20 protein-coding genes and 1 pseudogene are annotated in these 26,773 nt (G+C 31.7%); 5 read left to right on the top strand and 16 right to left on the bottom strand.

Annotated features, from left to right (window positions below):
* From Q0893_RS04010 to Q0893_RS04000, 3 genes are all read left to right on the top strand, one after another.
* Positions 1-1,275: T9SS type A sorting domain-containing protein (locus tag Q0893_RS04010; RefSeq protein WP_299272627.1), on the top strand; the 1,275-nt coding region annotated here is incomplete at its 5' end.
* Positions 1,276-1,287: 12 nt separating this feature from the next.
* The gene (locus Q0893_RS04005; protein WP_299272625.1) at positions 1,288-7,749 is read left to right on the top strand and encodes an RHS repeat-associated core domain-containing protein; all 6,462 of its coding nucleotides are present in this window, start codon (positions 1,288-1,290) and stop codon (positions 7,747-7,749) included.
* Positions 7,750-7,760: 11 nt separating this feature from the next.
* Positions 7,761-8,210 (top strand): hypothetical protein, encoded by a 450-nt coding sequence (locus Q0893_RS04000; RefSeq protein ID WP_298900883.1) that lies wholly within the window; start codon positions 7,761-7,763, stop codon positions 8,208-8,210.
* Between the two features lie 114 nt (positions 8,211-8,324).
* Here Q0893_RS04000 and Q0893_RS03995 read toward each other — a convergent pair.
* From Q0893_RS03995 to Q0893_RS03925, 15 genes and pseudogenes are all read right to left on the bottom strand, one after another.
* A pseudogene (locus Q0893_RS03995) lies at positions 8,325-8,492 on the bottom strand (single-stranded DNA-binding protein); the annotation flags it as partial.
* 45 nt (positions 8,493-8,537) lie between these two features.
* Positions 8,538-9,962, bottom strand: a complete 1,425-nt coding sequence (locus Q0893_RS03990) for a carcinine hydrolase/isopenicillin-N N-acyltransferase family protein (protein WP_299272623.1) — start codon at positions 9,960-9,962, stop codon at positions 8,538-8,540.
* A 364-nt stretch (positions 9,963-10,326) separates the two neighbouring features.
* A complete protein-coding gene (locus Q0893_RS03985; protein WP_299272621.1) occupies positions 10,327-11,430 on the bottom strand; it encodes a hypothetical protein in 1,104 nt (367 codons plus the stop codon).
* Position 11,431: 1 nt separating this feature from the next.
* Positions 11,432-11,938: a hypothetical protein gene (locus tag Q0893_RS03980; RefSeq protein WP_299272619.1), complete on the bottom strand. Its 507-nt coding sequence runs from the start codon at positions 11,936-11,938 to the stop codon at positions 11,432-11,434.
* Positions 11,939-12,222: 284 nt separating this feature from the next.
* On the bottom strand, positions 12,223-13,551 hold the full coding sequence (locus Q0893_RS03975) for a hypothetical protein (protein ID WP_299272617.1): 1,329 nt from the start codon (positions 13,549-13,551) through the stop codon (positions 12,223-12,225).
* A gap of 147 nt (positions 13,552-13,698) precedes the next feature.
* Complete coding sequence (locus Q0893_RS03970; protein ID WP_299272615.1) at positions 13,699-14,991, bottom strand: serine hydrolase; 1,293 nt, start codon at positions 14,989-14,991, stop codon at positions 13,699-13,701.
* A gap of 162 nt (positions 14,992-15,153) precedes the next feature.
* Positions 15,154-15,591, bottom strand: a complete 438-nt coding sequence (locus Q0893_RS03965) for a DUF1761 domain-containing protein (RefSeq protein WP_299272613.1) — start codon at positions 15,589-15,591, stop codon at positions 15,154-15,156.
* A 70-nt stretch (positions 15,592-15,661) separates the two neighbouring features.
* Positions 15,662-17,131, bottom strand: coding sequence for an amidohydrolase family protein (locus Q0893_RS03960; RefSeq protein ID WP_299272611.1), 1,470 nt, complete (start codon positions 17,129-17,131; stop codon positions 15,662-15,664).
* Between the two features lie 34 nt (positions 17,132-17,165).
* Positions 17,166-18,731, bottom strand: a complete 1,566-nt coding sequence (locus Q0893_RS03955) for an amidohydrolase family protein (protein WP_299272610.1) — start codon at positions 18,729-18,731, stop codon at positions 17,166-17,168.
* A gap of 2 nt (positions 18,732-18,733) precedes the next feature.
* On the bottom strand, positions 18,734-20,287 hold the full coding sequence (locus tag Q0893_RS03950; RefSeq protein ID WP_299272608.1) for a serine hydrolase: 1,554 nt from the start codon (positions 20,285-20,287) through the stop codon (positions 18,734-18,736).
* 3 nt (positions 20,288-20,290) lie between these two features.
* On the bottom strand, positions 20,291-20,869 hold the full coding sequence (locus tag Q0893_RS03945) for a hypothetical protein (protein ID WP_299272606.1): 579 nt from the start codon (positions 20,867-20,869) through the stop codon (positions 20,291-20,293).
* Positions 20,862-21,674: an alpha/beta hydrolase-fold protein gene (locus Q0893_RS03940; protein WP_299272604.1), complete on the bottom strand. Its 813-nt coding sequence runs from the start codon at positions 21,672-21,674 to the stop codon at positions 20,862-20,864. Before Q0893_RS03940 ends, Q0893_RS03945 begins: the two co-directional genes overlap by 8 nt.
* A 7-nt stretch (positions 21,675-21,681) precedes the next feature.
* Positions 21,682-22,380, bottom strand: coding sequence for a GLPGLI family protein (locus tag Q0893_RS03935; protein ID WP_299272602.1), 699 nt, complete (start codon positions 22,378-22,380; stop codon positions 21,682-21,684).
* Between the two features lies 1 nt (position 22,381).
* Positions 22,382-23,872, bottom strand: a complete 1,491-nt coding sequence (locus tag Q0893_RS03930; RefSeq protein WP_299272600.1) for a serine hydrolase — start codon at positions 23,870-23,872, stop codon at positions 22,382-22,384.
* Positions 23,873-23,980: 108 nt separating this feature from the next.
* Entirely contained in the window at positions 23,981-24,487 is a 507-nt protein-coding gene (locus Q0893_RS03925) for a hypothetical protein (protein ID WP_299272598.1), read from the bottom strand.
* A 119-nt stretch (positions 24,488-24,606) separates the two neighbouring features.
* Between Q0893_RS03925 and Q0893_RS03920 the strand changes: the two genes are divergently transcribed.
* Together Q0893_RS03920 and Q0893_RS03915 are read left to right on the top strand one after the other, a co-directional pair.
* Complete coding sequence (locus tag Q0893_RS03920; protein WP_299272596.1) at positions 24,607-25,515, top strand: AraC family transcriptional regulator; 909 nt, start codon at positions 24,607-24,609, stop codon at positions 25,513-25,515.
* A 39-nt stretch (positions 25,516-25,554) separates the two neighbouring features.
* Positions 25,555-25,812 (top strand): hypothetical protein, encoded by a 258-nt coding sequence (locus Q0893_RS03915; protein WP_299272594.1) that lies wholly within the window; start codon positions 25,555-25,557, stop codon positions 25,810-25,812.
* Here Q0893_RS03915 and Q0893_RS03910 read toward each other — a convergent pair.
* On the bottom strand, positions 25,809-26,645 hold the full coding sequence (locus Q0893_RS03910) for a hypothetical protein (protein ID WP_299272592.1): 837 nt from the start codon (positions 26,643-26,645) through the stop codon (positions 25,809-25,811). The genes Q0893_RS03915 and Q0893_RS03910 overlap by 4 nt on opposite strands.
* Positions 26,646-26,773 lie beyond the last annotated feature (128 nt).

Raw genomic sequence — 26,773 nt, 5'->3', positions numbered from 1 at the left:
AAAGTTGTCAATATTACAGATTTTAAGTTTGCTCCAACAACCACAAAATTGAAACATAGAGCTTATTTGTATTATGATACTAATACATCCGATAGACAGTTTTTTTATGCGCCTAGAGCAGAAATGGTTGATGGTAATGAGCCTCCTCTTGCAGATCTATTAGGACTAAATGAAATTGACACTAATCTTTTAGATGACTCAAGTTGGACAATTGGGTGTGGATCTGTTTCAGGGTTTACTCAATACGGGGTAACTTCAGAAAACTGTAGAGAATTAGGTGAAAATCATATTGGAAAAGACGTCGTTTTATGGAAGGCCATACCTAATAGTGATGGAGCTCAAAGTGGCGGTTTTGGATCATCATATATAAATATTAATCATACAAAGGATTATCGTTTATCTGTTTGGATGAAAAAAACAAATTCTAATGATGGGCTTTCATATTTTAAATTAACCAGTCTTACAGGCAGTTCTCATCATACCCTTAAGTTAAATGGTACTGTCCAAACCTGGCCTTCTTTTTGGAATGGTGACTTACCTCAACTTAATAGATGGTATTTACTAGTTGGTTATATTCATAATAGCAGTTATGCTTCATCTGTTAGTCATGGGAAAATTTATGATGGAGTTACTGGTGAAGTTGTCCAATCAATTACCGATTATAAATTCAAATCTACAGCTACCAATTTACAGCATAGAGCATTTATATATGGAGATACTAATATCAACGACAGACAATATATGTATGCGCCTCGAATGGAAGAGGTAAATGGTTCAGAATGGACTTTAGAAGAATTACTAAGTATTAATCCAGATTCAAAGTTAATATTCAGTTATGATCTTGCAGGAAACCAAAAACAACGCTTCTACTGTGAAGAAGAGGGCTTCTGCTCGCCAGTAGCTCCTGAAAGTAGAATGATCAACGAAGAAGGCGTAAAAATGGAAGAAGAAGGTGTTGTTGTGGCAGAACAAACAGATGTGCCTTTACCTGGTGAAGAAACAAAAGAAGATACAGATTTAACAGATGTAAAGCATACCATTTATCCTAACCCAACTGATGGGAAAATTGCCATTAAACTCTCAGGTAAGGATTACAATTTAACAAACTCTATTAATATTTATACGTCTAGTGGTGCTCTCGTTAGAAGAATCAATATTAATAATCCTACTAATCAAATAGAGCTAAACATTAGTGACATGCCATCTGGAACCTATCATATCCATATGCATTTTACTAATGGGACAGTAAAAACAGAACAAATCATCAAAAACTAAACAACTCAAAAAATGAAATTAAAAAATTACTTTATAGGCTTCATATTATTTTTTATAGGATTTGTTGGTTTTGCACAAACTCCTAATTCTATCCTCGAAGACCCTTCTAACACGATAAAGTTAGATTATAAGAAAATAAATACAAGTAAAAACCAAAAAGCATCTAATGCTAATCAACCAAACGGAGCGGCTAAACAACCATGTATAATCGATCCAAGCACTGGAGATTGTATAGAAACAGACCCTTGCGCAGATTGTGATGGTTTATGTAATCAAATAACAGGAGAATGTTTTGAAATTATTGACCCACCTCCAGGAGGCACTACATCATCTGGATATGCAGGAACGACGGCTGATAAGTTTTCAGTGTCACTGACTGGAGCTGCTACTTATAGCGTGCCTATTAATTTGCCACCTGGAATAAAAGATATAGCCCCCAATATTGGAATTTCTTTTAGTAGCCAAGCAACTAATGGTCTTGCAGGATGGGGATGGAATGTTTCTGGTTTGTCTACAATAACTAGAATCCCTGCCAGCAATCATCACGACGGATTAATTGATGCCGTGGATTTTGATAGTAGTGACAGATTTGCAATAGACGGACAACGACTTCTTTTAAAATCTGGAAGCTACGGTTCAAGCGGTTCAGAATATCAAACCGAAAACTATTCGAACATTAAAATTAAAGCATACGGAACATCACCTTATGGATCTTCTTATGGACCTTCCTATTTTATAGTGTTTTATCCTGATGGTACACGTGCATGGTATGGTAATGGAGGTTCTTCTCGTGGACGATTAGAATGGGCATTATACAAACGACAAGACCCTCAAGGCAATTATATAGAATACAACTACTCTCAAAGTAATAACTTACTTCGTATTAATAGAATTAAATACGGTTCAAGAACAGGTACAACACCACCTAATGATATCTATTTTTATTATAAAACAAGAACACGTCCTGAACTTTCTTACATCAAAGGTCTCACCTTTAAACGCACTAATATTTTAGATCGTATTGAAGTAAAAAGTGGCAATCAATTATATAGAAAGTATCAATTATCACATAATACTACTTCTCTTGGCTATCAAAGAGTGTCGTCAATTCGCGAATATAACAGTGCTAATCAATCATTTCCACCAATTACTTTTTCTTACGATTATTCTTATAGTGGAGTTCAAAGGGATGGTAACACCTTAGATATTTATCCAGGTATTAATTATAATACCGATGCATTAGCCGTTGGTGAATTTAACGGAGACGGAAAGATGGATTTTATCACCTATAACAAGAACACTAGAGATGAACTAAATGTTTTTATGGATATTTTTGATAACTATGGCACTGGAATCTCTATTGGGTATTCTGTAAATGTTGAAAAATTCGATCAAGTTTTTGCCAGTACAATTCTATCTTGGAATGGTAAAATCCTATCTCAACAAGGGGTGACAAATGTTAGAGAAACATTAAATAGTTCTAACTCAACAGCACGTTTTCGAACGTTTGCAATGGCAGCTTATGGGCCAGTACTTCAATATGATAAATTTGTTAATTTCCCAATTGGACCTGTTGGCGATTTTGATTGTGACCCTCCGTCAAATAATGATTATAGAAAAATTCCGAAATCTTATATCAGTGGAGACTTTAATGGCGATGGATTAACAGATGTATTAGCTATTCCTAAAAAGTATTATAAGAAAGTATGTGAATGGGAATATGATTATTGGGATGATTATGACGAGTGTGTTTGTGGTAATGAAACCGTTTCTCAAGGAAATTCTGAAGTTTATTTTGTCGATTTAAAACGTACAGCCAGTACAACTGCTGTTAATATAGGTTCGTTAGCGCATCGTATTCAAGATAGTACAGATAAGCTATTTGGTGTAGACTTCGATGGAGATGGTAAAACAGATTTAATGCATATTCGCGACGGTATAGTTAGGGTTTATTCAATGAACGCTTCAAATCAATTGGTTCAAATTGCTTATTTATCTAATAGTTATATAGATGAAGATAAACCAATATTACTTGCAGATTATAATGGAGATGGCAAAACCGACTTCGCTCAACCATCTGCTAATAATAGCTCAACTTGGCGTTTTTATTTATCTAGAGGCAACAATATTTATTATTACTCGAAAAATATTGGAGTGACTTACACTGAAAACTACGTACATGATGGCAATCGTTATGTTAATGGGGTTTATATGAGTAATCCTCTATATGAGTATCATTATATAGCACAAGATTATAATGGAGATGGTAAAGCTGATATTTTGAAGCATGAAGTCGTCTCCCCATATTCATCTTACATGGTAGTGAGTGATAGGTTAATGCTATACGCTAACAAGCATAATAGTAATGAGAGTACACCTTCTTTTCAGCTAACAACAAACTCTTTGGCAACAAACAATGGCGTTACAAAATTTGGGATTCCTTTGTTTTTAGAAGCGAAGTCTACCAATAGTAACTTAGAGTATGCTTATATAGATGGCAATAATGTCCATACGTATGTCTTTAATCGTGACAGTAAAAAGGATACTTCACTTAATAAAATCACAAATAATGGTCTTGTTACTGATATTTTATATGAACGTATAGGTGAAGATGATGGGTTACCTTATACTCCTACTGCATATTCTCCAGATTATGATGAAGATTACCCTTATGTCAATATTAACATTGCACCTCCTCTTAAAATCGTAAAAGAAGCTAAACAAACAGGTTCTGGGCATGTGCAAACTAAATTATTCCAATATACAGGTGCCGTTTCTCATGCTGATGGTTTAGGATTTTTAGGGTTCAAAGAAGTAAAAAGAACCAATTGGTTTGGATCTGGTGTTGCTCAACTTTGGGATGTATCTATACGAGATATGCAAATGAGAGGCGCGGTAACGCAGCAATGGGTCTCCTCGTCACCATCGAGTTACCCATCCTCAAATTTTGCAAATAGAACGACTTATACGTACTCGACACAATTACTTTCTAATAATGTTTTTGTTAATGTGCCAACTGAAATACTTAAAGAAGATGGGTTGCAAAATATAAGTTCTACAGATACTTATTCTTATGATACTTATAAAAATCCATTATCTATTAATACATCATTTACTGGTGGTTCTACAACAGTAAGTTATTTGTACACTAATAATGTATCTGCAACAAACCAATATTATCATGTTGGTCGCCCTACTAAACGAATTGAAAGTAGTACAATTAATGGCAACACTTTTAGTACAGAAGTCCAATTTACGTATAATAATAATCTAGTTACTCAAACTAAAAAGAAAGGAAATGGTACGCCTTGGCTTACAGCAGACTTTCAATATGATGCTTTTGGGAACAATACAAGAAAAACCTTAAGCGGCACTGGAATAACAAATAGGGTTGAAGAATTTGAATATGACTCTGGCGGTCGTTTCATGACTAAAAGTACTGATGTTCTTGGTCTAGAAACAACATACATATATAACGCAACGATTGGAGTTCTTACGTCTTCTACCTCGCCTTACGGGCAAACTACTTCATATGAGTATGATGCCTGGCAACGCCCATTAAAACAAACCAATTATCTAGGTAAAGAAACTAAATATGCCTATAATACCGAAACTGTTTCAGGTTTGGGTTCGTGTTTAACAAAAAGCACCGATTATCCCGATGGACAAGATGAAAAACTCTATTTCAACAAGTTTGGTTGGGTTGTGCAAAGTAAAAAATTAAGCATTAATGATAAATGGATTCAAAAGCGTTTTGAATTCGATGCTATGGGACGCCAAACGAGAGAAAGTGAACCTTATTTTAGTACAGATAGTCCAACACAATGGAATCAAGTGTACTATGATCAATATGGGAGACCTATTTCACACTCTTTATTTACTGGAAAAGTAATCAACACAACCTATAATGGTCTTTCTGCTACTGTAGATGATGGGACAAAAACAGTAACTACCACTAAAGATGCATTAGGTAATGTAGCAACCCTCCAAGATCCAGGTGGAACTGTTACTTATCAGTATCATGGTAATGGAGAAATGAAGTCGGCCAATTATGGTAGTCATACTGTTTCAGTAACCATTGATGGTTGGGGACGTAAAGCGTCATTAACAGATTCTTCCGCTGGAACGTATACTTATCAATACAATATTTTAGGTGAAATTATTGAAGAAACGACACCAAAAGGCACATCAACTTATACATATGACACACTTGGACGACTGGATTCAAAGGTAGTCACTGGTGACGAAACAGACCTAACATTGAATTACCAATACGATGGCACGACAAAATTATTGGATGTTATTAATGGGTCAAATAATAGAAGTGACACCTACTCTAGCTACACTTATAATTATTATTATGATACTTACAAGCGTTTAAGTAGAATTCAGGAAACCACCGAAACCGGGAATTTTGAAAAGCGATTATCCTTTGATGATTTTGGAAGAATTGAAAGTGAAAATTTCATTTCCAATCATTTAGGTTCTGGAACCAACAGTGACGTGAAAGTAAAGAATGTATATGATACTGCAGGTATTCGAACAGAAATAAGAGATTTTAGTTCCAATAATTTAATTTGGAAAATAAGTGAAGAAAATGCTAGAGGTCAAGCATTAGATATCGAATTAGGAAATGGTATTATTAAAACAAAACAGTATGACCAATATGGTTTTCTAACCCATATTTTAGATAAAGAAGACGCTGGTACAGGTAGTGCTCAAGCTCTAAAAATGGATTATAATTTTGATGCTGAACGAGGTATTTTAAATAGTCGTAAAAATTATGGTTTTTCTAATTGGAATGAAAGTTTTACACATGATAATTTAGACAGACTAACACAAGTTGATGCTCCTGTTTCAAATGTTAAAGCATATGATGGTAGAGGGCGTATTACTAACAACTCATCTGTTGGAGGTTATAATTATGCTAGTAGTAACATGTACCAACTTGCCAATATTGATTTAAATAATCAAGGCGATTTGTATTATCAACAACATAATTTACAACAGATTACTTATAATGCTTTTAAAAAACCTATTGAGGTTTCAGAAAATGAAAAAGGTCGCGTAAGTTTTGAATATGGTCCCTTAATGATGCGTACTCATGCTTTTTATGGAGGACTTCAAGAAGATAAAACGCAACGTCAATACCATAAACAATATTCAAGTATCATTCCTGTTGAAATGGTGCATGACAACATAAACGGAAGTATTAAGATCATTACATATATCAATGGAGATGCTTATACCTCACCTGCATCTTACATAAAGACCAGCGGTATGCCAGGTGGAACTGATATTGATGAATATGTGTATTTACATAGAGATTATTTGGGTAGCATTCTAGCTATTTCAGATGGTTCGGCTAATATTTTAGAAGAGCGTCAATTTGGAGCTTGGGGCAAGACAGATGCATTTAAGAAAGATAATGAGCTTGCAGAATTTAATCACGACTCCTTAATTGGTCGAGGATTTACAGGTCATGAGCATTTCTTTGAGGTATCATTACTACATATGAATGGAAGAATGTATGATGCGCAATTAGGTCGTTTTCTATCACCAGATAATTTCATACAAGACCCATTTAATACCCAAAGTTTTAACCGCTATGGCTACGTATGGAACAATCCGCTTTCATTTAATGATGCCACCGGAGAATTTTTCTGGGCTGTAGTTGCAATAGCAGCAGCAGTTTTTGCAGTTGGGAATACTGTTGCTCATGCTATTAGAGGAGATATTAGTAACTTTTGGGATGGTGTTGGTTACTTTTTCCAAGGTGCATTAGCAGGAGCTATTGTAGGTGCCGGAATTGCCGCGGCTTTAACAATTCCCGTCGTAGGAACTCTGGTCACATGGTCTGGAATTGCATATGGAGCATTTACCGGAATAAGCATTTTAAGCGGAGCTGTACATGGTGCCTTTACTGGCGATTGGAGTAGGCTTGGCAATGCGGCCGAAATACTTGTTGGGAATTTTTACCTCGATGAGAATAAGTCATTTTTTGGAGGTGTATGGGAAGGCGTAAGCAGATATTCATGGCAGTTTTTACAAACATTTGTTGGAGGTTCATATTCTCAAATTAAAAATACTTTTGGAAAGGTTGATAGAGTAGACTTTTTTGGAGGTGCAACTTTCGTGACCAATGAAAATGATTCTGAGACAAATAATGGTAACGGTGTTTCAATAGGTAATTTCATAAATATAAACATCCCAGGAGAAATAGATCAAGACTTTGACAATTATATATTGCAAGATCCGTTATTTATGCATGAATATGGACATTATGTTCAAAGTCAAATATTTGGACTGTCATATTTATTTGCTGTTGGAATACCTAGTGTTATAAGTGCAGCGGGTAATGGAAACCATGATGAAAGATGGTATGAAAGACAAGCTAATAGATATGCGTCAAGATATTTTAGAAGGCATTTTAATGTTGACTGGAGTGATTTTGAAGATGATTTTCCACTTTAAAATATAATAATATGAGACTCATTTTATTTACAATGCTAATTAGTTTAGCTTCTTGCGAAGTAAGTATGGATAATAGGTACTTTATTACTGTAGAAAATGACACGGATGAAACGCTTCAATTTCATGTAGCTAGTGAAAACTCTCCAGTAAAATATCCTGACACTATATTACCTATGAATATGGATGATATTAGTTTGCCTAGTGTAACAAGGACAGTAAATTGGGGTAATTCTCGAAGATGGGAAGATAGAGTTGATGCATTACCTTCGGATACATTGTCTATTTACTTTTTTCATCCTGATACACTATCAACTTATAGTTGGGATGAAATTAGAGATGACTACAATATTTTAAAGCGTTACGATTTGAGTATTGAAGATTTACAGGCGCTAAATTTTAGAGTGACTTATCCGCCAACACCAGAGATGCAAAACATAAGGCAATACCCTCCTTATGAATAGGTTAACCTAAGGAAGAAAAGATTATCATATTGAGAAATATCCTGTAATACAACACGTCTATGTAATAAAAAAGGGAAACTTTAAGTTTCCCTTTTTTATTACTCATTTATAGTTTTAAAACATCAATAACTCATTACAAATGATTTCTGTTGTGTAATGTTTTTTACCCTCTTTATCATCCCAAGAGCGGTTGGTGAGTTTACCTTCAATGGCAATCTCTTTTCCTTTAGTAACATAATCCTCTACAACTTTTACAAGTCCGCCTCGTACAACACTATTGTGATGAAATATATAGTGCAGTTAACTGCCCTTTAGAAATTAAAATTTTTATTTTTTTAAAACTATTTTAGAAACCCTAAACCCATTGGACAGTTTTTCAGAAGAAGGGTTTTTCGGATCTTCTACCCATTTCCCATCAACTTTAAATTTATACTTCAATACTCTTTCATTAGATTTAACACATGTTTTCCAAACCCCATCAATTTTTTTACAAACATTTGTATAGCCTTTCCATTCATTAAAATTTCCAAACAAAACGACAGAACGAGCATTTTTATGCCCTTGCAAAGCAAACCATTTTGTACAGTTGTTCTCACCACTATAGTCTTTATATAATCGATTTGCCCAATAGTTTTCTGGATTAATGTCAAGTGCCTTTTTGAAATGTATCAAAGCAGTATCTATCTCTCCTTTTCTAAGTAAAGATATCCCAACGGCTAACTCTGAGGTATCATTATCAGGAAATCTTCTTTGTATAAAGCTAATTATCTCTTCGTAGTCAAGATTTTTATTTTTTAGAAAAACGTATTCACTAAAATCAACAAGTTGCTGTACGTCAACCTGGTATAATGGCTTTGCTTTACTGTACTCCATTTCAAATTTTTCCATGACACCCTTTAACCGTTTTTTTCTATAAGTTTTAGTTAAAACATCAATCATTCTCATTTTAAATATTTCTCCTTCAAGAAATTTTGGCTTTTCATGTAAACTATCCCTAAAACTGATTGTGATTTTTTCGTTGAAGTTTGAATTATAATATAATTTGGTAGACTTCTCTTTTAAATCATAAATATTAGAATAGACTGTTGCAGCTGGATAGTTTTGACTTGTTTTACTTAATATTTCTTCAAACTCTACTATGGTGTTTTCAAAATGTGTTTTTAAAATACCTTTGGCTATATCATAACGATAACATGTATAATTTTTAGTATTCAAATTCTCCAAATGAAAGTTAGTAATGATTTTAAATTCACCTTCTTTTAAGTGCCCTATATCGGTAGTACCATTAGCTTTGACAATTAAATAACCTCCTGCGGCGTCAACTATTAATACTTGAGCTGTTCGTATGTAAGGGATAAAATATTTATCTATTCTTTTTGCCGCTTCCCCAACTGTTTTACATTCTTTAAGTATATTTTTAAATAGATGAACGGGAGCTGCTTTAAGTTTATGTCTACGCATATTATCTCTGTCAATCTCAATTCTTGACACATAAGTCCCATCAAACATAAGTCCTACTTCGTTCATTCCTCCTTGCGCAAATTTCCCATCTCCTTTAAAGCCGAAAAAAAAGGACTTGTACTTTTCTTCACTATTTTTTGGAACTTCGTACCAGTATTTCGCATTAGATTTGTACCAATCTTCATTATTTCCAACTAGTACTTTTCCATTTTTATATCCTATAACAATAGTACAGGAATGAACTTTTAATATGCATAATAGGAAGAATAAAAATATAACTCTGTTTTTCATTTCTTACTTACTAAATATCCAACAAAGGTTACTCCAGGTAGATACCAAAAATCTACAGTTCCAAAATTAAGAATGTAGGGACTACTTTTAACATCCTTAAAACCAAAAACATAATCAAGTATTAAAGCAAGTAAAAGCAATAGTATTGGAACAATAAAAATCCAAAAAATACTAATATTCAAAAAGTGCCAGATAATTACCAAATAGCTAAGACATATCCAAAAAGAAAAACTGAAAATAAAATAGCAGGATTGTTTAAATATTTTAGGGCTATCCTTGAAATTTATGTAGTTTCTCTTTAAAGATACACTCAAAGAAATTAGAACTAGAACATAAAATAAGCAATAGAATCTATAAACCATGATTACTGCATTATAAGCTTTCCTATGTAAGTTTTATTATCTTTATAATTTAGCAATTGATAGAAAAAAACACCTGAAGATACCTCTCCAAAGTCTAATGTATAATCTGTTTGGTTTGATAAAATTACTCTAGTTAGTGTTTTCCCCGTTGACGAAAGTAAAACAAAAACCCCATCAAACGGATTTTTAAAATTTAATTGGATATGGCCTTTAGTTGGATTAGGATGAATTTTAAACTGCTCTTTTTTAGAATTATTACTAGATAGATTTAAATTACTAATTGTCCTTATTCTGTTTAATTCAACAATATATAAGGTTTCTTCATCTTGCGAAAGACCAATTCCGGTGGGATTATTAAACGTTGCTAGGTTTAGATCCCCATCTATATTACCCTGTGTTCCGCTTCCTGCAAAAACGCTATAGTTTCCATCAAGAGACACATGATATAATTTATGATCTATTGAACCGGTAACTAAGATATCATCACCAAAAAAGGTTAAGTATTGAAATTTTGTATTTGGAATATTGACTAATTCAGTCTGAATTCCATTTGGAGTTATTTTATTAATGACATGTGAGGATTCATGAGATACATATAAATTGTCATTCTCGTCTATGATAATTCCAACAGGCTCGTCTGGTGTATTTGCAAAAATACTTGCATTACCATTTGGTTCAACTTTTATAATTAAATCATTTTGAAAACTAGCTACAAACAAATTCCCTTGACTATCAAAAGCAAGCCCAGCTGGTACTCCCATTCCAGAGGCATAAATTGAAGTAGAGCCGTTAGGTAAAATTTTCCATACTCGGCCTAAATTAAGTTCTGAAACATATAAATTTCCAGAAGAATCAATAGCTAATCCTGAAGCTCCAGAAATACCACTAGCGAATAGGGTTGTGATTCCATCTGGAGATGTTTTATATATTTTATCACCATTAAATGTTCCGTTTCCGAGAAGGTCTGTAGAATAAATACTACCATCATCTCCAATAACACAGCCGTGATTCATAGTAAATACAGGATCATTTACTAAAGTGCCTACTATTTGAGAAAAAGCATTAAAACATACTAAGGATACTATTAAGAGACTAAATTTTTTCATTTCATTCTGATTTAGTTAATTGTATTTCACCTCCGGTATGAAATCCTTCACAATCAGTTCCAATGAAATTTATAGTCATCGTATTAGATGTAAATAAACCTGTCCCAGTCAAAGTACCTTGACAGATAATATTGTTAATACTTGACGTTTGTTGAATAACTGCATTACTCAACTTTCCATCATCAAAATATTGTGCCGTAATCTGCCCATCATTTTCTTGTCCACAGCAGGATGTTATAGTGTCTGAGAAATAAATTTTTCCAATGATATAATCACCAGGAACATTACCGTCATCTATAATTAATTGTTGCTTCACATCAATTGTGAAATTTATACCATTGGGATAGCCTGTATTTTCGTTGTAAAAGCTATCTTTAAGATTGCCGTTCCATATACCAATTAAATTTGTTTGTTGTTCATTTGGTGTTACAGTATCATCATCATTGCTACATGAAGACATGCCAATAGGTAATATGACTAGCCAAAATAATAAGAAAGATTTTTTCATATTAATTGTGATTTGATTAATGAATATGGCTAAATAACCCAAAAAAGACGTGTATAAAGTGGTGATTATTGCTTGTTATTTAATGTTTAAAAGTTTTAACAATCACAGTTATTTATTTTGAAAATTTCTTCATTATCTTTTTTCCAATATGTAGGTATCTGAAACACTTTGGGAATAAAATATAGTGCGAGATATTAATAGGGATTTCATTATTAACTTAATTAGTTTTTCCAATAATTTGTTAATAATAAACAGCAGATTTGTAGTAGATTCTTAATTAGCATTTAGTCACTCTTTTTTAGGACATATACAGAATCTGATTCCTTTACAATTTTATATTTATCTTTTAAATTTAACGTATAACCTTCACCAACTATAGTATTTGAAGAGTAATCTTTGGGTATTCTTAAATAACCTACTCTAAAGTCTGGAGATATTACTATTCCTTTTGTTGCATTTAACTCACCCCATGAATCAGTAACTCGAATAAAACTAAAATGTCGTCCCATGTCATTTAAAAGAAAATCTTCTGGAGAGGTTGACATTGCAGCCTTCTCAAATTTCACCTTTAAGTGAGGACCGTTAAGAAATATCCTAGTAATAGAATCGATACTTCTTTTTTGTTTTTCAACAATATTTTTTTCCTGCTCAAGAATATCTAAAAAATCATATTTTGAAGTGTAATATTTCAAATCTCTCGGCAATTTGTCTACTTTGAAAGCCTTGATCATAAAATCTGTTAAATCTGTATTTGGATTAACTTTCTGAGTCCACAAACTATCACTTTCTCTCAATTTCATTCCATATATTGTTATTGTGAGATAGGCAAAATCTCTTCCATACCTTTCTGATTGGACGAACCTATTGATAAGCATTGTAAAAAAAGATTTAATTTTGATTTTAGTAAGGTTGGCCATAATGATTCCTGAGTAATTTGCCAATCCTTCATTATGTTCTAAACTATTTTCGTTCATTTTAAAACTAGAAAACTCTTGATGGCGCAGTTGCCTAATTGATAAAGCATCTTTTAATAATTGAATATCATTTCTGTCATTTGTAATAAACTTCTTTAAGAGTTCAAGCTCAAGTCTCATTAATATACGTCCATTATATGTTACTAAATGACTCGTGTTTTGTATACCCGTCGAATGCCCTCTGGATTCTAACTCAACATGCGTAAGCTCATGTGTTACCACATCTATATCAAAACCTGGTATAGTTGAAAGAGGCAAAGTTGCTACTGCCCAAACCTTATTCTTCCATTTAACAATTGTATTTGTACCGCTACCAAGCATTTTGTCCTTTGGTAAGGTTCCTTCATAACAAGTATAGTTCTTAGCAAATGCTTCTTCATCTGGATTGGTGTTAGCATAATACTTTCCATTCTTATCATCAATCAACAAGACTGGCCCGTAAATATTCTTGTTCCAGATGTATCTGTTTTTAGCTGTAGTAGAATCAACTTTTTGGAAGAATTTTACTAAATTTTCACATGAATAACTGTTATAACCTTCTGTAAAGTGGGAGTTTTTTTGAATCTTTTTTGTAGACTGCTTTGAGATGCAAATGAAAGTTAACAAGCAGGCAACTAATAGTAATTGAATATATTTCATAATATAATTTATTGATATGATTTCATCATGATCTTAACTATAGCATAAATTGATTATGCCTTTTATAATTTAATTAAAAAATGAAATGAAAAAGTGGTGATTATTGCTTGTTATTTAATGTCTAAAAGTTTTAACAATCGCAGTCATTTATTTTGAGATTTCTTCACTATCTTTTTCTAACATGTAGGTATCTGTAACGCCATTGTATATCCATAGGCATTTACCTTTTTCAGAAAAATCTAATTGTAAATCATAGTTTTTGGAGAAGAAATAATTGGGTTTATAGAGAAAAAGCTCTTCTAAGGGCTCGTTATTGGAAAACACAAATACTCTTGCATCTTTAATGATTATTTCAAAAAAATCTTCAACATCGTCAGGATACATATATTTGCCTTTAATGAAATTATAGCTTGAGATATCTTCTATAGGAATTTCACTCCTAATTTGAGGATTATAAATCTTTTTCTCGTCCACAATAGCGCTCATGGTTCTACTAACATTAAAGACATCTGTATTTTGATGATTATTTAAAGCAATGATACTTCTATTTTTATCCAAATATCTATACATAACAGACTCAAAACCATTAGAAACTCCAGAGCAATAAGACAAAATACCATTCGTTTTCGTTTCAACATTCAACCAACTTCCCAGTGTATATTCTGAATTAGGTAACTTACTAAGCATTAATTGGGTAGAGGACTCATTAAGTAATGTTTTATTTTTTAAGGCCAAATGATAGTTATATAAGTCTTTAACTGTTGAATAAGCCGAGGCCTGTCCTTTAAGGTTGGGAGTAAAAACATATTGAGCTTCTATATTGGTATTGTAACCATCCTTCCCTTCTCCGTATTGATAACCAGATGCAAAGTTTTCGTATGTTTCCTGAGGGTTAAAAACAGCTCCAGTGTTTTTCATCTTTGCAGGTAAAAAAATGTATTCTTCGCAATACTCCTCATATGTTAAACCAGACACTTGTTCTATAATTTTGGTCAACAAGGCATACCCTCCATTAGAATATTCTTCTGAAGTACCAGGCTTAAAGAGGAGTGTTTGTTTACCTATAATACTAATGATACTATCAAAATTAAATTCTCTTTTTTCATGCCAACTCTCTCTCCAATCTTGTGGAAGCCCTGAACTGTGGTTGAGTAGATGTTTAATTTGTATACTTTCAGAATTAGGGAAATCAATCAAAAATTTAGAAAGGTTATCTTCAATTGATAATTTGCCCTTCTCTTGTAATTGTAGAATAGCTACTGCCGTAAATGTTTTTGTGATCGATCCAATTTTAAATTTAGTTTCTCTATTATTTTCAATCTCTTGCTCTCGATTAGCAAAGCCAAAGCCATTAGAAAAAATAATAGAATCATTTCTTGCTACTAACACCGTTCCACTATATGATGCTGTTTGTGATCTAAAATTTAGATAATCATACATCTGAAGCCTCTCTCCTTTATATATGCTTTGATTGTTTTTAGTATTAGAATTACAGGTTATCAGTAATACCGAAAAAATTAATATTATAAAAATCTTAGAGTTGTAATTCATTATTTTTTGCCTTGAAAAGTTATTTAGTAGGTAGAGTTAATGGAGTATAGATTATGACTCATGAGGTGTACTTTCATCAATAGCCATACTTCCAATTATTGCTCCAGCAATAATCCAAGCTATTACGATTTGAAATAATCCAACCATGTATAAAGTGAAATCGTGTAGAGGTGAAAATACATAAGGATAAGATACTAGGGGAATCCCAAAACCTATAGCTGCTTTGATGCTGGCTTTAATTCCGCCTTTAAATCCAGGTAGACCTTGTAATCTAACCATCAAACCAAGTCCCCAAGAAATAAATAATGAAATCAAAATTCCGCCTAAATACCAAAGCGGACTATTATTTGCGTAATCTTCTGGCGTGTATCTATGTGCTTCTACTTGAACATCACTAAACCACCAACCATACCAAATCCCTCCAAACATACTTAGAAAAAGTGCAGATAAAATAATCGAAATTGGACGAATTTTTATTTTTTTTTTCATAAATATCTTATTTAGAATTCCAATCAAAATTGAGATTATTCATTTCTACTAATGTGGTTAAAGTTGCTTTTTATTCTAAATTCTGAGCAGATAATAAAATTCTATCTATTAGTTTCCCTTTTATAATCACTGTTTCAATTGAATTATAAGCATTAATATCTTTTAAAGGATTTTTATCGAGAATTAATATATCTGCTTGCTTACCTTCTTTAATTGAACCTATTTTTTCATCCAAATGAAAAGCTTCTGCATTTCTGATTGTCGCAGCAAGAAATATATCTTCTAAAGGAATACCGAAATCATAGAGCGATTTCATTTCTAACAAACCGTTAAGCCCTGGAGGGTTCCCAATACCATCAGAAGCTGGAGTGTCTGAGCCCAATATGAGTTTAACTCCTAATTGATGAGCAAGTTTAATGCTATTAGCTACTCTGGAATTCATCGCTTCAAAATAAACTTCATTAGGCACTGTATCATCAGGTTTTTTAGATTCATATAAAGATTCTAATTCTAATTGAGACCACCTACCTTCACTGTCTTTTAGAAATTTTAAAATCTCCTTATTGTAGACATGTACTATGTTAGTATTATTAGCAAGAGACCATTTGTAAGTATCATATTCTCCTAAAATCACTCTCGAAGTAGATTGAATATATTTATTTGCATTAGCTATCCTTTTATATAATGATGATAAGGTTTTTGGTGGTTTACTGTCTAATTTATTTGCATTCCAATGCCATAGTCCGTGAGCAAAAACATCTATATTATTTCTAAGACCAGCTTCATAGGCTTCATAAGAAGTAGCATGCAGTAAGACAGGCAAATTATAGCGATGCGACTTAGAAACTAATCTAGATAAAAGTGAATCTGAAGGAACAGGCCAATTAAAGGCGCCACCAAATCCTTTCTCATAATATGTTTTAATAGCAATGGCTCCTTCATCAATAGATTCTTCGATAACAGTTTCTATAGAATATCTATTTAAATCTATATCTTTTGGTAAGGTCTTTAATTGAGAATAGTCATAAATCCATTTAGGAAAAATTTTATAGCGTAATGGTTTAGGAAACAAACTATGCCCATAACCATCAAAATATCTAACTCCTCGTCCTGAGCTAAAAAGGTTTGGTCTCACATTAGCTTGATAAAATTGCTTTTTTGTACGCTCCTTTAAGTCTAAATCTATAAGAGTAGTGAACCCAAAATACAAATAGTTTCTTGGTAGTTGTTTATAATAATCCTTTATTAAATTGGGATATGTTTCGTAATGTTCATCTTTAAAGATTCCCGTGTGCCCAAGATGGACATGGCTATCAATTAAACCAGGAATAATGTATTTATTAGAAATATCTATTGTTTTATAGCTCCCTAATAATTGAGGTGCATTTTTACCAAAATACAATATAGAATCTCCTTGTATTACTAAGTGATTTATGTCTTCAGTAATTTTTCCACTCAAATCGGCAGTAATGACTTTTCCATTTTTAAAATAGATAGCATCTTGTGTATTTATATGGCTTTTTTGGTACTTACATCCCAAAAGACAAATTGTGAAAAGTATTATAAAAAATTGTCTATTCATTTTGTGCAGATAAAACATCTCTATTTATTAATTTGCCATTGATAATTATAGTCTCAATAGAATTATAAGCATTAATATCTTGTAATGGACTTTTGTTTAAGATGAGTATGTTAGCCTTTTTTCCTTTTTCTATACTTCCTATTTCATTGTGGAGGTTAAAAGCTTTGGCATTATTTATAGTCACCGCTTTAAAAATTGTTTCTAAAGAAACGCCAGCCTCATTCCAATGAGTTAATTCAAGAAAACCATTATAGCCTGGTGGATTGGTATACATATTCATAGCCACACCATCTGATCCAAATAACAAATTGGCATCGTTATCAGATAAAAATTTAGTTATAATTTCCAGTCTTTTTTTTACTGATATTGTTAGTCTTTGTCTCATTTCTTCATCGTTTTCAAAATTCATCCTTGCTTGATTGTAAAATTCTGGATTAACTTTTTTAATAAAATTAATTCTATTCAAAAGTTTTCGTTTTATCCATTGAGACTCTTCGGTATGTAACCAGTCTATGAATATTTTCGGAAGCACATTTTTTATTTCTTCGTCTTTAAGAAGGCTTTCTGTTAACACATCATCTTCTGCAAATAGGGTTCTAAAAGTAGGCTGATAACCTATTTTTTTATTTGAAATACTTTTCAACAAGTCCTGATGTGCTTTGGGCAATTTTGTGTATTCCAATTCTCTTGGATTTGTAGTCCAGTTCCACATACCATGAGCAATAATATCTACGTCTACACTCTCAGCGAATGATTGTCCTTCAAAAGATGTGGTATGTAATATGACAGGTAAACTTTCATTATGAGCTTCGGTAATAAGTTCTGTCATTATATGTTTTGTGGGTGACTCCCAGAATTTTTTAAATCCAGAGGTTTCATCTTCATATAATGTTTTTACACATATAGCATTTTCTTTACCTAGGTTCTCAATTACTTTTCTTGGTGTATGCAGCTTTAAATCTATAGAATCAGGAAACTTAATATTCTCATTATAACTATCATACAAAAAAGGGCTTTGATACCTAACTCTTTTTGGCAATTCTTCCATCTCCATCATAAAATCATTCATCACCTGAACTTGCTGTCCGCATGTATAAATATCTGGTTTTAAATTTGATTCATTAATGTTATTAACAATATCTGGAGCATAATTATTCAAATCGATTAAAGTAGTAAAACCATAATATAAAAAACTCTTAGGAAGTTGTTCATAGTAAGCTTTGATCAATTCAGGATATTTTTGTTTCTGTTTGAAATTTAAACCAGGGACATTAGCCAAGTGCACATGACTATCTATTAATCCAGGCATGATATATTTGCCTTTAACATCTATGGTAATGTATTTACCTTTTATTTGGGGAGCTTTTTCTCCAACATAAACTATAGAATCACTTTGAACTATAAGATGACTTTGTTTATTTATAATGTCTCCGTGCTGATTGGCTGTTATGATGGTTGCATTTTTGAAATAAATAGCATCGTCTAATAGTAAATAACTATTTTCATGGTTGCATCCAAATAGAAGTATCCCGAAAATTAAAACTATGCCTTTTTTCATATTTAGTGGATTATTTTTTTATCCATTTCATTTATTTTTTCAATTAAGAATCCATCTGTAGAGTCTATTTCCATCCCTCTTTCAAAAGCCTCTTTTGCTAGCTCATAATTTTCATTTCTTCTATAAGCCATCCCTAAATTAATATAGGTGTCTAATGAATCTTGAAACAACTCATTGTTTATTTTAAAAAGTGCAATTGATTCTTTCATTCTCCATATCTGATATTGAGATGCACCAAAGTCACTTAATTCATTATATATTGCGTTTTTGTTAACATCTTTCTTAGGCTTAAGATTCAACTTGGATTTGAGTTTTTTTAAATCATTATCTCTTATAAATTCATTTATATAGTTAGAAACTATTGACTCTTCTTTTATTTTCACCTTATATGATGGCCACATATAAACATAAGAAGCTGCTCTCATAATCTCTGGAATCATATACCAAGCATTATCAGAATTAGCCATGATTACTATACCTTGTTTAGTTTTAGGTATATAATACATCATTGTTCTAAAGCCCATGTTTCCACCAGGGTGGTAAATTGCCGTGTAATCATCTTGAATATCTAAAAACAATCCCAGTCCAAAAGCCTTATCTTGAGCTTGTTGTGTTTGCATCTCTATGACACTTTTATGAGATAATTGAATTGCATTTTTTTTATAATTGGCCGTATTAAGAGTAATAATAAATTTTGCTAAATCTTTTGGTGTTGTCCATAGACCGCCTCCAGCTCCATTTGAGGCCAAATTATACCAACCACCTTCTAACATTTGATCTCCTTTATAATATTCTTTAGATACGTTTGGATAATACTTCTTTTCCAGTCGCGTTTGCCATACCGTATTAGTTAACTTCAATGGTTTTATGAGTTTTTCTGTAGCTATATCTACAAAGGACCTTCCCGTAACGTCTTCTATTATAAGTTGTATCACTTGATATCCACCTCCAGAATAATTCCATTTAGCTTGGGGTTTCTGTTTAGATACCACCTTTGCAGAATTCGCGGGATATATGCCATTTAGAATTTGATAAATATCTGGAAGGGTATCTGTTTTTTTATAACCATCAAAACCATGAGTAGATAATCCCGAAGTATGACTAAGGAGCATTTTAAGTGTAATTACTTCATTTTTGTTATAGTTATTTTCTGGGATTTTCCAAGTTTTTAAATATTGATTGATGTCAGTATCTAAATCAAGGATTCCTTCATCAACCAATTGCATTACTAATGTAGCAGTCAATGACTTGCCTGTTGAAGCAGATTGAAACATGGTATTAACATTTCCCTTAAATTTTAAGTTTTTATCACTGTAGCCATAGAATTTTGATTTTACGATACTATCATTTTCAATGATAGATAGACTTAAACCTGGAACCTTGTAATAGCTTAATCGATCTTGAATATCCATAAATAACAAACTATCCAAGGACTTTGAAAATTCTGGCAACAAACTGTTTTCAATTGTTCTTTCAAAAGGCTTTTCTTGCTTTTTATTTTTGCATGAGAGAACAACCAGTAATAAACCTACAATAAAAACTATACTTTTTTTCATCCTTTAAATCATTATGTTAAGAGAAAGACCTGCTCCTAATTGTGTTAATTTAGAATTACTCAAAGGCAAGTAAGTCATTAACTCAAGGCCCCAAGATTTTCCTAACCTATACCCAACCCCTATTTGAGATTGTATTGTAAATTGAGTTTTGCTAAACTTATATGTATTGTTAATTTCCAAATTTGAGTCATTTAATATTGCTTTTTGATAAAAATTACTTGGACCAAATTTTATACTTGTTAGTGTAGACAATCGTTTATTAAAAAATAAAAAACGATGTCCAACATTAGCTTGTATATACTGCCAATAACTCGTTCTAGATTGAGTAATCTGCGCATTGTCATTCCCAATAACAGACACGCCATATTGCGTAGATATTCCCACATGTGCTTTGCCAAAACTCCAATAATAGATATCTCTATTAATTTCTATTTCAATACTTGCAACAATATCATCTGCAATCCTATTAATATTGGTTCTAAGCAGTAATTCATCTATTAACCGTCTTTTATTTTGTGCATCTGTTGCGGTTAACGAAACCATTGATATAAATAATAAAAAACTTGATTTCAAACTACTCATCTTCATAAATATAGGTTAACGCCTCTGGATTATTTCTAACATCACTATGATTTGCATTAGGAAGTATCTGAAATTGGGATATTAAACCCAAATAATTTCTACTTAAGAGCTGTGACTTAAAAGTTTCAAAATATAGTTTTTGAATCACTTGTTCTAACTCACCAACACTCACATATATTTTTGTATCTAAACTAGTATGAGCTTCTGAAAACTGTTGCTCTTCATTAAGCATTAAACCATTATCCCACCATAAGCTGGGGCTTTCAATAATGTAATTTTTAAAAACATTAGGATTTTGGTTGTGTTTCAATAGCGCTATTGTTGCAAATAAACCTCCGAGGGAATGTCCTTTCAAGGTATTACCAAAATTAGAATCTACTCTATAATTTGAATTTATATAAGGAATGAGTTCTGTTTTAAAAAAATCATAAAAAACATCTGCACCTCCACTATCTTGAAAATCCTCTAAATATGTTGGCGTAAAATCTCTTTCTCTCTTGTTGTTTCCTAAGTAATCAATTCCAACTATAATAAACTCTTCAATACCTGATAAAGACTCTGCATTTTCTATTGTAAGCTCTACCGTAAAATCTCCATCGAGCTGATATAGTACTGGAAAATCATTAGAACTATTATCATAACTTGGCGGTAAGTATACATATAGCACATAATCTTCATTTACAATATTGGAATGAAAATTAATAATATCTACTTTATCTGTATTAACCGTATCATCATCAATAGAACAATTAGTAAAAACCAATAGTATTATGAGCTTGACAAAAATGATATATCTATACTTCATGACAAAATTATTTGTTGTTATCGAAAACTTTTTTGAAATCTTTTTGGCTTATAGGCATACCTTCTTTTGGTGAAACTATTTCGACTTCATCATAAAATTCTAGAGATTTCAATTTATAATTAAAGTCATTCACTGTTAACTCAACGATGGTTCCTGTTAATCCAAAATATTTACTAGGAAAAACAATCGTTTTATTCTCGACAAACCAAGCTGTAGCCTCAGTGTCCTTTAAAAAATATTCGTTAGCTTTTAATGTTGCAGTCGCTTTTTTGCATTTATAACCATCAATTTCTTTTTCAACGTTATGAATTTTCCATTCTATTTTAGGCAAATCATCCTCAATCGAATACAACTTTGATCCATTAAATAATTTTTTATGAACAAAATTTTTAGATTTTAAATTAGAGAATAATGTATCCGATCCCGTTACTTCTAAATCTGCAAAATTGATATTAATCCTATTATTTTTGGACACTATTAACTTTTCTCTTTTAAATGACATTGTATTACCGTTGAATAAAACTTCGTAATCTGCATTAGACATTTCATAAATTAACTCATCCATTTCATTACTAATGAACATACTTCCTTCTGAGACTTTAGTATCACGCTTTACGTGATAAACTGCTTTTCCTGATTTTTCTTGTGCACATACTGTAAACACAATAAAAACAGAAAACACCATACTGTAAATTTTCAATTTCATATTATTTTATTTTATTAAATATTTCTCCTCCATAAGAAATGGATACTGATTCGTTATTTTCTACAATAAATTTTATGACACTTCCCGAATTAGGAATTAGTTCTACACGCATTGTATCCAACTGAGGGAAAGGTGTGCATACTGCCTTTAGATTCCCAATTTCTATATAATTTTCACCATTATTAAAGGTCACAATGGCAGTGCCAAACTTTTCATTATAATAATGACCTATGTAGTTTTGCTTTTCTAAGGAAAGTTCCCAACTTCTAGCTGCTTGTTTTTTTTCGTGTGCCGTTTGAGACTTTTGAGCAGATTCTAGTAATTTCGGTATCTTTTTTTTCAACGTTTTTTCATGCTTTTTCAAATTAGAGTCATTTCCTAAATACAAATCGTAAGCATATTTGGCTATTAGGTTCGCAATTGGTAATCCTAATTCATGATTTATAAATACGGCTACACCTAAGTTTTTTTCTGGCAAGAAAGAAAGATGCGAATAGTACCCAGAATAACCTCCAAAATGATAAACAACACTATGTTTATTAAAGTTTCCAATGCGCCAACCCTTCCCATAGGCTTTTCCATCAAACACTTTAATCCCATCATGAGAAGTTGAAACATGTTTAGTGTAAGTACTTTCAATTAATGCTTTTGAAACTAAAGCTTCAGTGTTGTGCTTTCCTTTACTCAGGAAAAATGATAAAAACTTACCTATATCATTAGCATTGCTTACTAAACCACCAGCAGCATGCATAGTGGCATCAGATTTTTGCAAATGTATTTTCTTTAATTTTTCCGGAAACACGCTAACATAAGGCTTGGCAATATTTTTTGAACGCGATATATATGCTGTTGTATTTTCCATATCTAAAGGTTTAAACACCTTTTCATCAAGTAGATCTTTCCAACTTAATCCAAGCTCTTCTTTGATAAGGACACCCAATAGATAATATCCAAAATTACTATATTCAAAAGCCTTTCTCTTTTCATTTTGAAAGGTTTCTTCCTCTATAAGTTTCACTATAGTTTCATTGGTATAGTCTCCAGAATAGGCCAACAAAAAAGAAAGATAATGATTATCTATACCGCTTTGATGTGTGATTAAATCTAAAACCGTTATGTTTTTAAAAATATCTGTGTTAGAAAAGTTCTTAAAAGGTTTATAGTTCGTGATTTGTTCGTTGAAATCAATTTTTTCCTCATTATCCAATAGTGTTGCCAATAACCCGAGAAAGCTTTTTGTCGTTGAAGCTATGTAAAAATTAGTGCTGCTATTACATTTTAAGTTATTTTCAATATCATATTTTCCAAAACCATTAGCATAAAGTGTTTCTGTATTATTAGAAATTGCTATACTTACACTTGGGATTATTGGAAGAGTTTTTAAAGTTGTATTAATAAAATTTGATAGTTTTTGCTCTCTACTCTCTTGCGCTGTTAAGGCATTAGACAAAAGCATCACTATTACAATTAAGGTTACAATTATTTTTTTCATATGTGCATAGGTTTTAAAGTTATGAGTTAAAACTATTCACAATAAAAAAACTCCCCTTTATGAAATGTCATGAAATGCATAATTACTGTAACCAATTGTACCAAACTACTATTTATGTATTAGATTGTCTGGTATTTTATTGTTTTCAGATTCATCTTCCCAAATCAAACTAGTAATCCACCATCGACCTTTTTCTTTTATAAGCTGAATGCAATTAATTCCTCTTGCTTCGATTTTACCAGCTTCTGAAAACTTATAATGAAACGCGCTGTATACCATTGCAACACCTCCAAAGACTAATTCTTTTCGTCCAATTTCTTCTTCATAAAAATCACTTTTCTTTAGAAATGCATCATTATTTAGAATATATTGATCTACCGTAAAACCATAAAAACTTCTTTTACCGTCTTTTCCTAAAATAGTAGCTCCCATTTTGGCGGACTGATGAAACAATGCTTTAAAACTTTCCCAATCACGCTCTCCTGCTTCACCAGATAAAATGTCATATGTAGCATTTATGACCCCATCAACGGAGTTGGTATCGTACTTGTTTTGAGAATATAAATTAACTTGGCTTACAAGAATTACTAATATTACTAGAAGGTTTTTTTTCATGATATATGTTAAAATTTTTATAATTTATGTTACGAATTGTGACTTTAAGCGTTTAATATTTAAATAGCTAAAATCATTGTAATACATAATAATTATGTGGTCATTGTTGCTTTTTATTTATGAGAAAACTAACATTACATACATATAAAGGGGAAAAGATTAGAAATGACAAGGGAATCAAGTCTTCTAACAGTATTGTATATTCAGAATTAAATACCTTTGAAACGCAACTCTATTCTGGTCATTATGGTATAAAATTGCCTATCAAAGGTGAAGAAACATATGTTGTTAATGGTAAAAAACATAATATCATTGAAGGGCATTATCTATTAACAAATCCAGGGATGAAAACTGAGGTTACGGTCAACTCTAATGAACTTGTAAAAGGTCTATGTATTGGTTTTACTGAAGATTTTTTAAAAAATTTATATACTAATATAAATTCTGACTTAAAAGATGCTTTGGAGTTAAAAGAGGAAGAGTTTACCTATTTTACCTTAGTTAGTCATAACTATGCTATTAAAAATAGTCAGCTCGCTTGTTTTCTAGAAGCTTTGAAATCAAATTTGATATGTAATCAGTTAAATCAGGATTATAGCGAAGAACAGTTTTTCTTAGATTTAGGAGAACTACTTATTAATGATCAATTAGAACTTAGATCAAAGATTAATAATTTAAACCAATCTAAATTCTCCACTCAAGAAGAAATTTACAAAAGAATCGATTTAATGAATCAATATATTCATGATAATTACCAAAGTAATATTTCTTTGGAGGAACTCGCTAAGATTGCTTGTTTATCTAAATATCATGCGGTTAGATGCTATCAAAAAATTGAAGGCATATCACCTTACCAAAAAATCATAAACTTACGACTCAATAAGGCAGAGCATCTCCTACTAAAAGGCTATAGTATTAATGAGATTTCAGATTCGTGTGGGTTTGCTGACTATAGAGCGTTTTCTAAGTTATTCAAAAAAACTTATCATTCAACACCTTCTCAGTATAAACAAAATATTGCGCAATAATTGCCACAAGTTTTCCTAAAATAGATCTCAAATTTGAGTATGATAAAAAAAATAACTGAAAACGAAGCGATAGAATTATCGGGAGATGCGATAGAATTTCCTGTAATTTCAAAAGAAGAAAATGACAAAACTCAATCTGCAGTTTGCCTAAAAAAAATGCCTGCTGGTTACCTTTTAGGCATTAGCAGTGAGACCAAAAACAAGTTAGAATTATATTATTCTAATGATTATGAAATCATGCAAAATAAATATGATAAGTGTATGAAATTAATGGAAGAAACAGGGTTCCCCTTTTAATGAGTTAAAGAAATACCTTTAAAAAACTGCCAAAAGAGATAATCAATATTTTTTAGCGTTTCTAATATTTTTAATAAAGTCTTGTAAACCTCAATGTCTATGTTAATTTTTGAATCTTTTACCTCATCTAAGTAATATTTAAATTCCTCTTCAATCGCTTTGGTGTATTTAAATCCTTGATCTGATAAATCTATAAAAGCAAATTCGTAATAACGTTTTAATTCCCTTATTACCGTCATTTCAAAAATATCATCTGGATATGCTTTAACAGGGTTTTGTACATTTTCATTTTCGTACTCTTCATCAAGTACTGGGATCCACAAGTCATCATTTTTATAAAAAAACAATGCTCTAGAATTTGGGTCACTAGTAACTTTCTTTACATTATAAACAATACCTCCACTAAAATCTGATGCCCAAGATTCTCCAATTTCCATAAGTATTCTATAATCACTATAATGTGGTCTCATAAAAAAATAGTCTGGATTATTTTCATCAAGTGTTGTTTCCAAGAAACGCCTAAAATCTTGTGGGTTGTTGTTAGGGTTTTGGGTTTTAATACTAAAAAAATGGTTCTTTACTTCAGCCGTAAAATGAAAGCAACCAAATTCTACTAGGAAATTTTTAAAATGAATAGGAAGTCGTTCGTCGTTAGACTCTTCTATATATTTCAAATCTGCATAAACAAATGTCTCATAGGTTTCTATCTTAATACTAGAAACACAATCTATAAACCATAATCTTCCCCACTCATTTTCAATTCTTTTATAATGCTCATTCAGTATACTAACTTCATTTTTTAATATCTTCAAAAAGCGCGTTAAATGATTCATTTTTATGTTTTTAGTATAAACCTTCTTCTTATATCTAAAAATTCAGTGATTTTTATAATGAAGTGTTAAATTTTAATCATTTATAATTACTATTTATATCTTTCACTACATGTCCAACCAAAATTCTG

It is taken from the genome of uncultured Psychroserpens sp. (assembly GCF_947494225.1).
Classification (GTDB): domain Bacteria; phylum Bacteroidota; class Bacteroidia; order Flavobacteriales; family Flavobacteriaceae; genus Psychroserpens.
This window is presented reverse-complemented; position numbering and strand designations above follow the sequence as displayed.

Excerpts from the sequence above, each read along its gene's own strand:
- Q0893_RS04005 (WP_299272625.1), top strand. The coding sequence starts at position 1,288 with ATGAAATTAAAAAATTACTTTATAGGCTTCATATTATTTTTTATAGGA.
- Q0893_RS04000 (WP_298900883.1), top strand. The coding sequence starts at position 7,761 with ATGAGACTCATTTTATTTACAATGCTAATTAGTTTAGCTTCTTGCGAA.
- Q0893_RS03990 (WP_299272623.1), bottom strand. The coding sequence starts at position 9,962 with ATGAAAAACAGAGTTATATTTTTATTCTTCCTATTATGCATATTAAAA.
- Q0893_RS03985 (WP_299272621.1), bottom strand. The coding sequence starts at position 11,430 with ATGAAAAAATTTAGTCTCTTAATAGTATCCTTAGTATGTTTTAATGCT.
- Q0893_RS03980 (WP_299272619.1), bottom strand. The coding sequence starts at position 11,938 with ATGAAAAAATCTTTCTTATTATTTTGGCTAGTCATATTACCTATTGGC.
- Q0893_RS03975 (WP_299272617.1), bottom strand. The coding sequence starts at position 13,551 with ATGAAATATATTCAATTACTATTAGTTGCCTGCTTGTTAACTTTCATT.
- Q0893_RS03970 (WP_299272615.1), bottom strand. The coding sequence starts at position 14,991 with ATGTATGATTATCTAAATTTTAGATCACAAACAGCATCATATAGTGGA.
- Q0893_RS03965 (WP_299272613.1), bottom strand. The coding sequence starts at position 15,591 with ATGAAAAAAAAAATAAAAATTCGTCCAATTTCGATTATTTTATCTGCA.
- Q0893_RS03955 (WP_299272610.1), bottom strand. The coding sequence starts at position 18,731 with ATGAAAAAAGGCATAGTTTTAATTTTCGGGATACTTCTATTTGGATGC.
- Q0893_RS03950 (WP_299272608.1), bottom strand. The coding sequence starts at position 20,287 with ATGAAAAAAAGTATAGTTTTTATTGTAGGTTTATTACTGGTTGTTCTC.
- Q0893_RS03945 (WP_299272606.1), bottom strand. The coding sequence starts at position 20,869 with ATGAGTAGTTTGAAATCAAGTTTTTTATTATTTATATCAATGGTTTCG.
- Q0893_RS03940 (WP_299272604.1), bottom strand. The coding sequence starts at position 21,674 with ATGAAGTATAGATATATCATTTTTGTCAAGCTCATAATACTATTGGTT.
- Q0893_RS03935 (WP_299272602.1), bottom strand. The coding sequence starts at position 22,380 with ATGAAATTGAAAATTTACAGTATGGTGTTTTCTGTTTTTATTGTGTTT.
- Q0893_RS03930 (WP_299272600.1), bottom strand. The coding sequence starts at position 23,872 with ATGAAAAAAATAATTGTAACCTTAATTGTAATAGTGATGCTTTTGTCT.
- Q0893_RS03925 (WP_299272598.1), bottom strand. The coding sequence starts at position 24,487 with ATGAAAAAAAACCTTCTAGTAATATTAGTAATTCTTGTAAGCCAAGTT.
- Q0893_RS03920 (WP_299272596.1), top strand. The coding sequence starts at position 24,607 with ATGAGAAAACTAACATTACATACATATAAAGGGGAAAAGATTAGAAAT.
- Q0893_RS03915 (WP_299272594.1), top strand. The coding sequence starts at position 25,555 with ATGATAAAAAAAATAACTGAAAACGAAGCGATAGAATTATCGGGAGAT.
- Q0893_RS03910 (WP_299272592.1), bottom strand. The coding sequence starts at position 26,645 with ATGAATCATTTAACGCGCTTTTTGAAGATATTAAAAAATGAAGTTAGT.